The sequence below is a fragment of the Exiguobacterium sp. AB2 genome (assembly GCF_000696055.1).
GTDB classification, from domain to species: domain Bacteria; phylum Bacillota; class Bacilli; order Exiguobacteriales; family Exiguobacteriaceae; genus Exiguobacterium; species Exiguobacterium alkaliphilum.
In genome coordinates this window covers 1-13,259 of sequence record NZ_JNAA01000099.1, presented here as the reverse complement: position 1 = coordinate 13,259, position 13,259 = coordinate 1, and the positions used below count along the sequence as shown (strand labels likewise).

The following is a 13,259-nucleotide window of genomic DNA, read 5'->3' as shown; positions in this document are numbered from 1 at the left end:
CCTTTTCGCGGACGGACCGGGACCGCCGGTCCGGTCCCGGTCCTTTTATTTTCATTTCATATAGCCGCGCTGCTTCATGCTGACAAAGGATTCGTCCGCACCAAGGATAAGGTGGTCGAGCACCGGGATGCCGATGAGCTCTCCCGCCTCATGCAGGCGTTCGGAGACGAGGATATCCTCTCGGCTCGGGGACGGGTCCCCGCTCGGATGCTGGTGACAGACGATGAGGCACGAGGCGTTGTTCAGGATGGCGCATTTGAACACCTCCCGTGGGTGGACGACACTCGAATTGACGCTCCCTACATGCGCGCGGTGGACACCGATGACACGGTTCTTCGTGTTGAGCATGATGACGAGGAACACCTCGCGGTCGTCGTCCCCGATGAATGAAGCTCCGATTTTTCTTGCGTTGGCCGGTGACTGGATGACGGCATGCTCGAGTGCGACCATTTCCTCCCGAACCTCCTGTTTGATACGGATGACCTCGATGATGGCGGATAGTTTCATAACAGTTTGTCCCCTTTCGGATAAGCTGACCTCAGAACGAACACCGTTGTGCGTCCTGTTGACGGGAACGAAGCGAGCGTCGGGAGACGGTGCAGGGGCGACCGCAGGGAGAGCCTCAAAAAAATGCGCAGAGCGCACGGAGGGAAAGGCTTCCGCAGCCGACGAGCGAAAAGCCTTGCTTTGAGCCAAAAGCGAAGGAAGACGGGCCGGAGGGCGCGTCATTTTTTTGACGTCCCTTGCACCGGCGACCAGCGAGCTAGAGTACGGAAACAGGACGCACGGATCACCAATTACGAAAAAGGCTGTTCAAACGTAGTAAATCGGGTATAAAATAAGAACAAATGTTCGTTTTGTTGAGAGGAGTGATTGTGATGACGATGTATCGCGACCGGGGCGAGCTGAAATGGATTCCGTTTCTCATGCCCGAGCACAGAGCCTTGCTGACGAAGTATTACAAGGAGATTCAAAAGATTGAGATGCCAGATGTCGATGAACAGGTCCTGTCGGTCTATGAGAACGTGCTGAATGATGCAATCTTCAGTGGGGATCTGGTGGAGGTGAGATATGTGGAGTTGCGGCAGATGAAACGGTTCAGGGGTTTTGTGCACCGGACGAACTACATGGAGCGGACCGTCGAACTGGCCAATCAGCTGGACGGTATCATCCATGTAAGGTTCGAGGCAATCATTCACGTGGAACAATCGATGGACTGATGTCCCGACGTTTGAACGAATTAGATGTTATTAAGATTTAATTTGTAAAAGTGAAATAACGAGAATAAGACTACAATAAGAGAGCAGAGAACTTAACAGCTGCAACTCTAATGCTGCAATTAATCAAGCATACTTCATTGCGAAAGCAAAGAATCGACAAATCATGTGTATTATTGCTTAACGAATTGTGAATAAAGGGGGAATTTTTTTGAGACGAACATGGAGGATTGACTTTGACTTGGTGGGACCAATATCAATTGCAACAAATCGTTTAATGAGACAACCGAAAGGATTTTCAAATCAACAATTTTACAGTGATGTATCCATCACTTCCGCTTCATACGGGTTAAAGGTTACAGTCACAGCTTTTGCGGATAATATGCAGGATGCCGAAATAGCGGCCCACGTATATTTAGGGAGGATGCGGGACGTACTTACGTCACTCATAGATTTACCCATTCAGATTGAAACGCATGAAACTGCACTTTCAGTCAAAACACGGTTTTCCAGCAGAATTTTGTTAGATAAATCAGATTTTGAACTCGCATTCAAAAAAGCACGTTTTTATGAAAAACATCATCCGAAGCTTTTACAAGCGATGGGGTGGTATTCCAAAGCTAAATTATCCACTAATGCTTACGATCAGTTCTTTGCATACTGGAATGCAATTGAGATTCTAGGTACGGCCTATCATACCGAAACCGCTAAAACCAAATCCGGGACAATAAATAAAATTTACCAGAGTTTCTTGGATCATTTTGGTCCCGAATCCGAATGGCCTGTTCAAAATGACTGGATAAATACTTACCATGGTCTTCGAAGCAGACTGTATCACGGCGGAACGGGTACTACTTTGAAGGAAATTCTGAATATATCATCAAAAATCCCTTCATTGTCCGACACCGCAATTAAATTCATACATGAAATAGTCAATCAAATAGAAGTGAAATAAAAGGAGGAAACCATATGTTCCCTCCTTTTAAAATTTATTAAATTAATTTATTTTAAATATTTAGTATACATTTCAATAATGTATGGTTTATTATGAAGTATATAAAAATGGAGGTGCTTATGATGAGTGAAAAACAAGATAAATTCGAGAAGCTTGCTGAAAAAAGAGTGACTGAAGCAATTAAAAAACTACGACTTATAGGAAATTTAAGCAATAAAAATAATTATGATTACACGGAAGAACATGCAAAACAGATAATTGACACACTGGAAAATGAAATGAAGATTTTGAAATCGAAATTCAAGGATGAGTCAGGTCCTTCTGATACTACATTCTCATTTAAAAAATAATTTTACAAAGGAGTTGTATTAATATGAGTAATGAAATAGGATGGTCATTTCCTGCTACAAACTGGGGAACCGAGAACGGGAAGAACGATCCGGGACTCGAAACATTCAGAGGTAATCCTTATCCTGCATTGGCCCGTGAACCGATTCAAAATTCATTGGATGCGCGTTATGATTCAACAAAACCTGTATCTGTCGAGTTTTCTTCGTTCACTATTCGGAGCAGTGATTTCCCAGGGAGAACTGGCTATATAAGCGTACTGGAACAATGTGCAGCATCTTCAAGAAAAGGGTCGGATACCGAAAAAGACATCTCTCTTTCTTTGGAGACCATCAAAGAACCTGAAGTCCGGTTTATTAAGATCAGTGACTATAACACCACAGGTCTTGCCGGATCTGACGAACTTCGCGACAGCGACTGGCACCGCCTGATCAAGGTCGTTGGCGATTCCAACAAGTCAGAGACATCAGGAGGTGCATTCGGAATCGGAAAACACGCACCTTTCGTCTGTTCTAAACTAAAGGCTGTCTTTTACAGCACCAAGGATTTGGATGGGAAATCAGCTTTTCAGGGTGTTGCCAAGTTGGTCACATTTTTGGACGAGGATGGGGAGCCGAGGCAGGCTACAGGATTTTACGGTGAAAATCATAAAATCCAACCTGTAAAAGATATCGCTTTGATTCCCGAGATTTTCCGACGCAACGATGTAGGGACTGATGTTTTTGTAGCCGGTTTCGACTACAGGGATACATGGCAGGAGGAAATCACTGAAGCTGTGATTTCAAGTTTCTTTGTGGCCATATATGAAGGACAGCTTGAAGTAAAAGTCGGAACAAACCTTATTACAAGAGCGAGTCTAGGTGATTTTATCGAAGAGATGCGCAGTAAAGGGTCCAAAAACAAAGTCATTCATTACTTCGATGTGATGGTCAACGCCAAACCTTTCATCATAGAAGACTTTGAAGGCCTCGGACGGATCGAGCTTTACATTCAAAATGACCGGCTCTTCCATAAAAAAATTGCAATGGTCAGAAAAACAGGAATGTTGATTAAGGAGCGTCAAAACTTCAATCCTCCCGAAAAGTATGCCGGTGTACTTTTAATCAAGGGTGATGCCTTTAACCGTGAGCTGAAACGGGTTGAAAACCCAACTCACACTGATTGGGAATTTAAAAGAAAAGAAAATACGACTAAAATCCGGCAGGCTCTTGAGAAACTGTATAAATGGATGAACGAAAAAATCAAAGAAATTTCACCGCTTTCAGAGTTAAAAACCATTGATGTCGATGAGTTGGCGCAATTTCTTCCCGACGTCCATGATGAGACCTCGTTCGGGGACGACCGGGAAACCGAAGAGAGACAGGAAAGACCGATAACCGTCAAAAAGAGAGAGCTGTTGAAGCAAAACGAACCTGAAACGGTTAAAAGACCTGGGGGGACAAATAATCCTGTATTTGGAGAAGAAAAGCCTAAGCGGGAATTCCCTGCTATTAAACCATCAGACGATGAAGATCGGCCTGTCAAATTAAAGGAAAAAGTCGCACGCATCGCACCAAACCCTAAACTTTTCTGTACAAACCCTGATGAAGGTATTTATAAATTGAACCTCAACGCTACTCGTGCCGGAAGCCTGATTATGGATTTCACTATTATCGGTGAAGACTCAAATACTCCGGCAATCATTTCGTCTGCTGCTATGAATGGTATTCCGGTTGATTTTTCAAAAAATCGTGTGGGTCCCATCCATACTGAAGAAGGAAAGAATTCATTTTCAATTAAATTGGAAGAGAAAATCAGAGTGAAAATGGGAGTTGACTTCAATGCAAAATAGAAACTATCCACACCCTGTACTAAGTGCGGATTCATCTGACTTTAAAGAAGGTATTACCTTTGACTTGGATATATCCGTGGAGTCCAACGGTGTCGAATATAAATTTAATTACGTATTTACTCTAAACGCGGATAACATGCTACAGATGATTTCCGAAAGTAAGAGCATCTTTATCATCAAAGTCGAGTGTCCGCTTACGAGATTCCGGAAAACAGTACGCCTCAGTACAGCTGAAGGGAGCTTCACCCTTCCTGATGGCGTTCTAAAAAATAAAGTCGTGCTGTCCTCTTATGTCGCGTCTGCATCAAAAGAGGATATGTATTTCAGTAACGATTTTCATGATGATTATGACGATGCTGTTTTCTCTGTTTATCCCGGTGATATTTTGGCTGAAGGTCCCCAGTTCAATTTAACGCTGACAGAGAATAATGATGCACTGAAAAAAACATCATCCATTTTCAGAATGTCATTGATGAACGATGGTGGTAAACCCGACGTTATTTTTGACGAGAAAAAAATCATCATTAAGCTGAACAAAGAAGACTTTGAGACTTACAAATCGTTAAAGATATATCAAAGACAGTATCCTCATTTACCCGCATTGAGTTCTGCACTTTTCATTCTTCCTGCTATGACAATGCTGATTGAAGGATTAAAAGGGGAATTGGCACCCAAGACGCTTGACCAGGACACTTATGAATCGTTCATGGACGACAAAGAATCAGAATTTCACTGGTTTAAAGTTCTAAGGGCCAATTTGAACAAACATAACATCAATTTGAGTGATTCAACGGAAACCTCGTTGGTAATTGCTCAAACGCTTCTTGGAAATCCTTTAACGGTGGGACTTAAATCGTTTGATGACATCTTTAAGACTGACGAAAGCGGGGAGGAAATCTCATGAACCTCAAATATATGACAGAAGAGGCTGTAACGAATCTATCCTTGAATATGATGACTAATTACGGTTTGTACCACTCCTCTGAAGAATGGCTGGACGGTTATCTGCAATCGGTCCTTGAAGATAAAACATGGTGTATGGAATCTTCGATTCCGTATGTACCCGTCAAACTCGTTACAGGAGACGGATCTAGGTTCGAAAGTAAATTCGATGCTGCAAATGCAAAAAAAATCTATGAGTCTTTAAAGCATCTGACTCCAGTCCAAGCGACCGACCCGCGTATATGGACGTATCTTACTCATACAGTCTATTTTGATTACATGAAAGTAAGGTGGATGAAGGAGGAAGGAACAGCCGAGGGGACCATGAAGCGATTTTTCGTAAATAACAATCAGGGAGTAATCCGAAACGGAATTTCGAGGCTATGGTGGTACGGCTATCTCACTTACGATCCAAGCAGGGGAAATCCGTATGAGCTCACAGATCTGCTGCTTCTTAATCAGGACATGGCTCAAGGACTGCTTGAACGGAAACTCGGTAATAACAGGGAATGGCTGATTATGATTTTAGGCTGCATTCAAAAATACCGAAACGATTATCCCGACATTATTAAGAGTGAAGTGATTCAAAAAATCATGAAACAAATCAACTATGAAGGAGGCGTAACCCTTCTTGATGTTCTCAGTTCACAAGAGCTTGAAGCACTATTCTTAAAAATCATCGAAAGACTCAACCTTGAAAAATCAGAAAGTCAGATCTTTAATACGTAGGAGAGGGTCTAAATCGTTTTTTAAGACCTGTATATAAAACGACCGTTTTTCATACAAAAACGAGATTTTTTTCACAAAATAAAAAAGGGCTGTTCATCCCTTTTTTATTTTCTCTTCATTGTATATAAACCCGTCTTTAAATCTATGTTTATTTTCAACCTCCTTATATGAGAAAATAAACAAAAGGAGATGATAAATTTGACTAAAATCGGTTATGCACGGGTTTCAACGAACGAACAGAACCTCGACCTTCAAATTGACAGCCTGACAAAGGAAGGCTGTAGTAAGATTTTCCGTGAAAAGATATCAAGTACCAAAAAAAGAATCGAATTTGAACGGTGTCTCGAATATCTTCGACCCGGCGACACACTGGTGGTGTGGAAACTTGACCGTCTGGGTCGAACTACTAAAAAATTGTTGGACCTGGTGGACGAGCTACAGGTCAGAAATGTTCATCTGCAGATTATCACCCTCGGTGTAGATACATCAACGCCGGCCGGACGTTTGTTTTTTACAGTCATGGCCGGACTTGCGGAAATGGAGCGCGAACTGATCAGGGAGCGGACTCAGGCAGGACTTCAGGCAGCAAGAGCCAGGGGCAGGAAAGGCGGTAGAAAACCTGTCGATCAGGATACCATGAACCGCGCTTTCATGATGTATGAGGCAAAGATGACTGTGGAGGATATTATCCGGACTCTAAACATCTCGCGGGCAACTTTCTATAAGTATTTAAATTTGCGTAACCAGGAAGGCTAAAGCAATTTCATTCTCGTCTACTACAGTTTATAAGTTTTCGTTTCCGGAAAAAGTCTCGAAAAGGAGTGACTTTTTATGGCTGATGTGGTGACACGGGAACAACGGACTAAAAATATGAAAGCAATCAGATCGATTTCCAAGCTCGAGACAATCGTTGCAAAAGAACTCTGGAAAAATGGGATACGATACCGCAGGAATAGCAAGACGCTATTTGGAAAACCCGATATATCAATTCAGAAATATAAGATTGTGATTTTTATTGACTCCTGCTTCTGGCACCAGTGCCCGCTTCATGCCACGATGCCAAAAAGTAATACAGAGTTCTGGCGAAAGAAACTTGAACGGAATGTCGAGAGGGATAAAGAAGTGGATGAGTATTATTTAAAAAAGGGGTGGCATATTAAACGTGTCTGGGAACATGAAATAAAAAACGACCTTGATAAGGTCGTTAGAGAATTAACTGTATTTATTAGAAATAAAAACTATGAACTATTTATTTTAAAGGTGAAAAATAATAAATATCCTCATTCAACAGTTTCATCAGATGATCATAATCTTTTGTTGAAAGCGTATTATTCAAGTGCATGTCACTAAGCATATCAAAAATAATATTCAAATCGGATATTTTCAATTTTTCAGAAACCATAGAGGTGCTGATCCCATTAAACTGATACTTTAAAATTTCTTTTGTTTTATGCGGCGAATTTTTGCTTTTCCTTACTATATCTATTATCAAACCTTACTTTTCTAGTTTAAATTTCTCTACTCTGAAGAAGTTTCTTGAGAAGCTCTGCTCGACTATTTGAAAATCTATTTGTCGTGTACAAACTCATAAGCGTGAAACAATCTATCGTGAATCCATAAATTTTACTTTCTGAAAATACTTTGACCATAGGAACTATAGAAAATCCAATATAATCGAACATTTCTTTATGAGCTCCTGGGAGCAGAAAGATGTTATGAATGCTTTTATATTGCCCTTCAAATGCGAACCCATAAAAATGCTGTTTTACGAGATCGCCCCAACCTGGCAAAGTATAACGATAATCGTAATACTTTGCATCAAGTATATATAGTTCTTCATCTTCAACAAAAAGTACATCTGGAATCTGTGATGTTGTTTTAATACTTCCGTCTGCCATATGCCATGACGGCTTTGGAATATCAAATTCCGCAGCATTCATTCCATTGAACACACTCATACACATCGTTTCAAAAACAGTATGGAAATGGAGCGAATACATAAAAACAGAGTCCGGATTTTCAGATTTTGCAGTAGGAATCTCTTCAAAATAACGAATCATCAGTTTGATAACATGAATATCCCTGTCGAAAAATGTCATACGTAATTCCGCATGAAGAAGACGGAGTATCTCTCTCTGCCCCATATCCAGATCAGGCACATCAAAAAACTCTTCCGGAGCACCGAGACCGTATATCCACCCGAATTTGCGGAAAGAATCCGCTACACATCTCAGGTGAATTTTCTGAATCATACTTTCCCTTTCATAGACTTTCCGCTTTATCACGGGAGGAAGATAATGAACGGTATCCTTGGAAATCAAGGGTGTTATTTTGTTGATTGTCTGTCTCCAGTCAATACGGCCGTTATAACCCGATTCCCTGATCACTGTTTCCCGGACGAGAGGTCCATGTGAAAGATAATCCTCAAGAAGATCAAGAAGACTGAAAACAGCACTTGAATCCTCAATCTGTTTCGAGGTCACAGCTTCCGATTGAATACTGACATTTTGTTTCAGGTTGTACTTTCTGAAAACTTGAACCAGAAGACCGGCATGATCAATCAGGGAGGCTTCATCCATTTCATCTGTAATGAGACCCTTAGGGAAAATCACATATGTGCTCGAGGCTTCAATAAAGATTCCGCAGGCATTGAAATACATTAAACCGGAAGGAGTCGCAGTTAATATATTTTTTGTGAAAAAGGAGGAAGGGAAGACTGTGCCGTCCCCTTCGAACCTCTCGCTTTCAGTAAAAAAGAATATACTCAAATCCTCGTGTACAATTTGTTTCGTCACGGAGCTTCCTCTCCATCCGTTTCTTCTTCCAAATCTGTAACGCTGTACTCGATCGGGAAATCAAAAGTGAATATCTGTTCTCCCGCTTTATACTGATGAATGACATCACCGAATGTTACTGTTTGTCTGAAAATACTTGCACGCTGATAACGTGCAACATCGTCCCACAGGTACATCAATATCTTGTTGGAAACCAGTTCTTTCAAACGGTCAACATGGTCTGAGTCTGCCTCGTCACTTTCTGAACCCAACTCCTCCGGGGATACAAAATATGATCCGAGAAGCTTGTCTTCATGCACTTGGAGTCTTGCCGACAGATTTTCGTTGATTGTTTCCATGAAGTTTTTAAACAATACTGTCCCCCCACCGTAAGGGATTTTCGTTCCACCATGCTCGATGGCAGAATAATTGATTCTGAGATATTCATAATTCCAGCGTCTCTTAAATGCGGTGTCCAGCGGGAAAACACCTTGATCGGCACTGTTCATTGTCGCGTATATACTGAGGTTCCCCGGTATATATACTTCATCCCCCGAAAAGGCTTCCCCGAGAGTTTCTTTTAAATAATTGACTACATCACCGTTCATGATTGAATATTTACTTCTTCCTGTTGCATCACGGTCCAGGAGTTGAAAGAAGTCTCCAAATATCGCCGCAGCATTCCCTCGGTTCAATTCTTCTATGACAAGAACATAATGCCTCCGAGATCCCGTGTGCTCTGCTTGAATCGCTTCTTTTAAGACTTTCAAAAGGTCACCCGGAACAAACCTGTAATCGATGAAAGGACGTCCTCTGGTGAACTCATTTCCGGCCGCATCATAGTAGCTTCCTTCTTGGACCGCAACAGAGACACCTTCGGTTTGTGTTTGTCTGTGATAAAGAGGGACAGGTCGGAAGGTTCCGATGAAATCAGAATAGCTGTACTCCGAGTGGAACGTAGTCGTCATAACTGTATGACCGCTTGAAAGTTGTCCCAGTTTATAACTTTTACCTGTACCGGGTGCACCGTACACGATAAGATTTTTTCCTACCACCCTTGGGGTCTCCTCATTAGCTTCATGACGGTTTACATCATCAACTTGAGGTTCTGACTCAAGTACTTGAACGTCTAAAAAGTCGGTGAGCTCCTGTCGGGTAAGCTCCAAGTCGAATATAGGAATCAATTTCATATAGAAACCGTTATCCGTATGAACAACATTAAGCAGGCTCAACAAAGGAGAATTATGAAAATCAGTCCTGCTTATATCCTTACTTCCATGCCACCATGCATAATCACAGATAAATCTTTTGAAATAGGAGATCTCCTGATCTGTACGGCCTTCTTCGGATAAAATCTGATCGATAACAGTGGAAACAGATTCCGGAAGACGATCAACGGACGTATTCTTATACTCTTTCAAAACAGAATTACCGTTGGTCACACCACGTCTAACCTTAAGCTCATTATCAATCAGAATAAAATCCCTCTTATAGACTTTAAGCGCTTTGAAATATTCAAATCCCAAAGGTACAAGTCTGAAATACTGATTGGGACAATATTGAACACGGCCTTCCTCATCAACAAATACAGTCGTACTACGTTCAAAATCCACTCGGCTGTAGCCGTTACTCGTGAATGTACGAAGGATAAAATTCTGACCCGAAGATGAAAGTACACATTCCGAACTGTCAACCCCGCGAACAAGAGAGGATAATGTTCGATATAACTCATTTAAATTAACCAATGCCATAAATTAGACGCCTCCAGGACAATAAATAAGATGCAGGGACGGGCAGGGATATTTCAGATACCACACCAGAAGACCCACCCACCACCGTATCTATAAATGTATACGAGTTGGGCCCATTATTCACGTCTGTTTTTCTAACAAATGGAAAAACCTTCGCTTGTTGTACGATTTCGATTGTGGTGCGTGCACCACGCCCCCGTCCGTCGACTCTTTTTCGTATGACACCTTCTTCAACCAACATTTCGATAAGACGTTTGAATGTTGTGTAAGAAATATGCCGGCTTCCTTTCGATACTGCATGTACCAGTTTGATCAATTCTCTTTGAGGGCCGCATATTGAACCCCCGTTTTCTCTCAGAGCGCTCAAAAGGTCGTCTCTCCACTCGTTAAGATGGCTGTTTTTGCGTTCCTCACGGGGCTTTGCTCCTTCAAATAACTGATACTTGAAATCAACACCTGAAAGTATGGCTATCCAGTAAGACGAAGGACCTGCAGGTGCCCCCTGTTTGAAAGCGCTTTTGACTTTTCGCTTAATATCGATTTGACGCAATGAAGGACTGTTTTTTTCATTCCAGCTGTACAACAGGGATAGTGTTTTATCTTCATCATATCCGGAAGCTTTGCATGCAAGGGCAAGTGTGTAACATGTATTATCGCGTTGGCCCTTTTCGACACCCTCCAACAGCTTAATAATCGCCGGATGGGACAACAGTTCAGTCGATCCCAGCGTCACATTCACTTTCCCGGATTGATTCTCTTGCTGCTCGCTCAACCAGTCGCAAAAGTCGTCGAATGAGACGCGTTCTTCCGAGCGGAAGACGGTGTTCTCTTCTGTCGGCAGTCGGAACCAGCGTTCAGCGCCTACCGCTTGAACATCAGCATTCATTTCTTCAGCAATCATTCGTTGGACACGCTTATAATGGTCCACCACCTTAGGGAACGCACGTCTAGGTTCTTTCAGGTACCAGTACACGTGAAAACCGCCTGACGGTGTCTTGACGACGAGTGACGGTGTCGGCAGACCTGCACTCGTTACACGGTCCATAACGTCCGGGAAAATCATACCTGCATTCTGCATCGTCTTAACATCGATATCAATCACCATAGCATTCAGCCAACGCAAAGAGCCCGCATGACGTTGGTCGTTGCGGTAAAAAGTGTTCGGTGTGAAATATGTATACTTTTCTTTTGCCCCAAAGAGTGAGCGGTATGTACGGATGGCACGTGGTTGTGTGAACTCTTGGCAGACAAAGATCCATCCTAGCTCTTTGCTGTATCCGGTTCTCTCAATCCGAGGGGCCCGTTTCGGGGCTTCAGTCAATTGGTCTCGATAAAGATTTCTCAATACTTCCATGCTACATCCTCCTCTCTTCTGTTCTATAGGCTCATCGTAAATTATTGAGTATTCATTTCTCTGAAATACGATGAACATTGTCGAGAAGAAAGAACAATGCTAAAATGATTGCATAAGAAAGACGCCTTTGTTCGTCACGTTTTTCTTTTGAGCAACGCATGAAAAAGGATCAGTTCATCGTATTGTTTTTTAGAGATCTCGGTTTCTACAAAACTGTTTATGATGGCTGGTTTAGGGTGAAGCGTTGTTAAATACACAGTCTGACTACTTAGTCAGACGATTTGGATCTGATAACGGCCAGGTTATCAGATTTTTTTATGCAGTTTTCCTACTGAAAGAACTTCATAATCCTATGTTTTCATAAAAGAAACCGCTTAACAACAGCTTTTTTTCGAGTTCATGCTCATAAAAAGAAATGTATACATGTAGATTTGTATGCATGTATACATGTAGATTTGTATACATGCATACGTGTATACGTGTAGATTTGTATATATGTATACACGTATATTTGTATACAAAAAGCAACTTGATGGCTCGATGAAAACGTTGACTTAAAGCCAAAATTTAGCTGATTTCATTTTTATGTATACATGTAGATTTGTATACATGTAGATTTGCATACATGTAGATTTGTATACATGTAGATTTGCATACATGTAGATTTGCATACATGTAGATTTGTATACATGTATACTGGTTTTGGGTTTTACACTTCTCTTTCATTAAAACTCGGAAATTTCATTAAAACTCGGAAATACCACTTCTTTCTCACAAGATATATCAAATTACATACAAAAAAAGAATCAACCTCTCCTGTATCAACAGAGTAGATTGGTTCTTTTTTTAATGCGATGAATTAAGGTGCAGCTTGATATGCGCGTTGCATGAAATTAATGGCCATGCCCCATTGCAGGAGCCCCTCATCGATGACAGCTTGATCCCAGAGTGTAACCCCTTGGTTAATTGTCGAAGCTCCTTCTGAAAGCATACGTACAGAATCAGCGTACATCATATGGAAGTCAGCATACTCGCTTGGTGGTGTGATGTTATAGAGACCAACGTAAATATCAAAGATACGTGCTTGACCTTCATCAAATGAAACGGCAAAGTCCATAGTTTCAAGATAGGAAGGATCAGCAGCAACGGTATCAACCTGCATTTGAAGAAAATTTATCTCTTCACTTAAATCTTGAATATAGAAATAAAGGGCGGTCTCATAATCTGCTAATTCTTTATCGAATTCATCATTTGGTACACTCTCTTGTTCAGCTGCATCAAGTGCCTCACTCTCTGCTTCTGCAGCAACGGATTCAGCATTTTTTTGTTCTTGTGCGGCTTTCTCTCTTTCGTCTTTT

General features: G+C 41.6%; 13 protein-coding genes. 8 read left to right on the top strand and 5 right to left on the bottom strand.

What is annotated here, in order from left to right; all coding sequences use genetic code 11:
• Nucleotides 1-51: 51 nt before the first annotated feature.
• Nucleotides 52-507 (bottom strand): RadC family protein, encoded by a 456-nt coding sequence (locus DI14_RS11785; protein ID WP_034808777.1) that lies wholly within the window; start codon nt 505-507, stop codon nt 52-54.
• Between the two features lie 371 nt (nt 508-878).
• Here DI14_RS11785 and DI14_RS11780 point away from each other — a divergent pair, with 371 nt between their 5' ends.
• From DI14_RS11780 to DI14_RS11745, 8 genes are all read left to right on the top strand, one after another.
• On the top strand, nt 879-1,220 hold the full coding sequence (locus DI14_RS11780) for a YolD-like family protein (RefSeq protein WP_034808776.1): 342 nt from the start codon (nt 879-881) through the stop codon (nt 1,218-1,220).
• Nucleotides 1,221-1,428: 208 nt separating this feature from the next.
• Complete coding sequence (gene mauJ, locus DI14_RS11775; protein ID WP_034808775.1) at nt 1,429-2,172, top strand: methylamine utilization protein MauJ; 744 nt, start codon at nt 1,429-1,431, stop codon at nt 2,170-2,172.
• A 122-nt stretch (nt 2,173-2,294) separates the two neighbouring features.
• Nucleotides 2,295-2,522, top strand: coding sequence for a hypothetical protein (locus tag DI14_RS11770; RefSeq protein WP_034808774.1), 228 nt, complete (start codon nt 2,295-2,297; stop codon nt 2,520-2,522).
• A gap of 23 nt (nt 2,523-2,545) precedes the next feature.
• Nucleotides 2,546-4,351 carry a hypothetical protein gene (locus DI14_RS11765; protein ID WP_034808773.1) on the top strand — a complete coding sequence of 602 codons (1,806 nt, stop codon included), beginning with the start codon at nt 2,546-2,548 and terminating at the stop codon, nt 4,349-4,351.
• Complete coding sequence (locus tag DI14_RS11760; protein ID WP_034808771.1) at nt 4,341-5,255, top strand: hypothetical protein; 915 nt, start codon at nt 4,341-4,343, stop codon at nt 5,253-5,255. Before DI14_RS11765 ends, DI14_RS11760 begins: the two co-directional genes overlap by 11 nt.
• The gene (locus DI14_RS11755; RefSeq protein ID WP_051622714.1) at nt 5,252-6,022 is read left to right on the top strand and encodes a DUF6339 family protein; all 771 of its coding nucleotides are present in this window, start codon (nt 5,252-5,254) and stop codon (nt 6,020-6,022) included. The genes DI14_RS11760 and DI14_RS11755 overlap by 4 nt, the downstream gene beginning before the upstream one ends.
• A gap of 198 nt (nt 6,023-6,220) precedes the next feature.
• Nucleotides 6,221-6,778: a recombinase family protein gene (locus DI14_RS11750; RefSeq protein WP_034808769.1), complete on the top strand. Its 558-nt coding sequence runs from the start codon at nt 6,221-6,223 to the stop codon at nt 6,776-6,778.
• Nucleotides 6,779-6,853: 75 nt separating this feature from the next.
• Entirely contained in the window at nt 6,854-7,372 is a 519-nt protein-coding gene (locus DI14_RS11745) for a very short patch repair endonuclease (protein ID WP_051622713.1), read from the top strand.
• Between the two features lie 158 nt (nt 7,373-7,530).
• Here the strand turns inward: DI14_RS11745 and DI14_RS11740 are convergent, their stop codons facing one another.
• The 4 genes from DI14_RS11740 to DI14_RS15480 form a co-directional block, all read right to left on the bottom strand.
• The gene (locus tag DI14_RS11740; RefSeq protein WP_034808767.1) at nt 7,531-8,817 is read right to left on the bottom strand and encodes an LlaJI family restriction endonuclease; all 1,287 of its coding nucleotides are present in this window, start codon (nt 8,815-8,817) and stop codon (nt 7,531-7,533) included.
• Nucleotides 8,814-10,547 (bottom strand): AAA family ATPase, encoded by a 1,734-nt coding sequence (locus DI14_RS15130; protein WP_051622712.1) that lies wholly within the window; start codon nt 10,545-10,547, stop codon nt 8,814-8,816. The genes DI14_RS11740 and DI14_RS15130 overlap by 4 nt, the downstream gene beginning before the upstream one ends.
• Nucleotides 10,534-11,901 carry a primase C-terminal domain-containing protein gene (locus tag DI14_RS11730; RefSeq protein WP_051622711.1) on the bottom strand — a complete coding sequence of 456 codons (1,368 nt, stop codon included), beginning with the start codon at nt 11,899-11,901 and terminating at the stop codon, nt 10,534-10,536. The genes DI14_RS15130 and DI14_RS11730 overlap by 14 nt, the downstream gene beginning before the upstream one ends.
• A gap of 859 nt (nt 11,902-12,760) precedes the next feature.
• Nucleotides 12,761-13,259 (bottom strand): hypothetical protein (locus DI14_RS15480; RefSeq protein WP_034808765.1); only part of this gene is annotated, 499 nt, incomplete at its 5' end.

What these genes read in the sequence shown, in the direction of transcription:
- DI14_RS11785 (WP_034808777.1), bottom strand. Translation starts at nt 507, where the DNA reads ATGAAACTATCCGCCATCATCGAGGTCATCCGTATCAAACAGGAGGTT.
- DI14_RS11780 (WP_034808776.1), top strand. Translation starts at nt 879, where the DNA reads ATGACGATGTATCGCGACCGGGGCGAGCTGAAATGGATTCCGTTTCTC.
- DI14_RS11770 (WP_034808774.1), top strand. Translation starts at nt 2,295, where the DNA reads ATGAGTGAAAAACAAGATAAATTCGAGAAGCTTGCTGAAAAAAGAGTG.
- DI14_RS11765 (WP_034808773.1), top strand. Translation starts at nt 2,546, where the DNA reads ATGAGTAATGAAATAGGATGGTCATTTCCTGCTACAAACTGGGGAACC.
- DI14_RS11760 (WP_034808771.1), top strand. Translation starts at nt 4,341, where the DNA reads ATGCAAAATAGAAACTATCCACACCCTGTACTAAGTGCGGATTCATCT.
- DI14_RS11755 (WP_051622714.1), top strand. Translation starts at nt 5,252, where the DNA reads ATGAACCTCAAATATATGACAGAAGAGGCTGTAACGAATCTATCCTTG.
- DI14_RS11745 (WP_051622713.1), top strand. Translation starts at nt 6,854, where the DNA reads ATGGCTGATGTGGTGACACGGGAACAACGGACTAAAAATATGAAAGCA.
- DI14_RS15130 (WP_051622712.1), bottom strand. Translation starts at nt 10,547, where the DNA reads ATGGCATTGGTTAATTTAAATGAGTTATATCGAACATTATCCTCTCTT.
- DI14_RS11730 (WP_051622711.1), bottom strand. Translation starts at nt 11,901, where the DNA reads ATGGAAGTATTGAGAAATCTTTATCGAGACCAATTGACTGAAGCCCCG.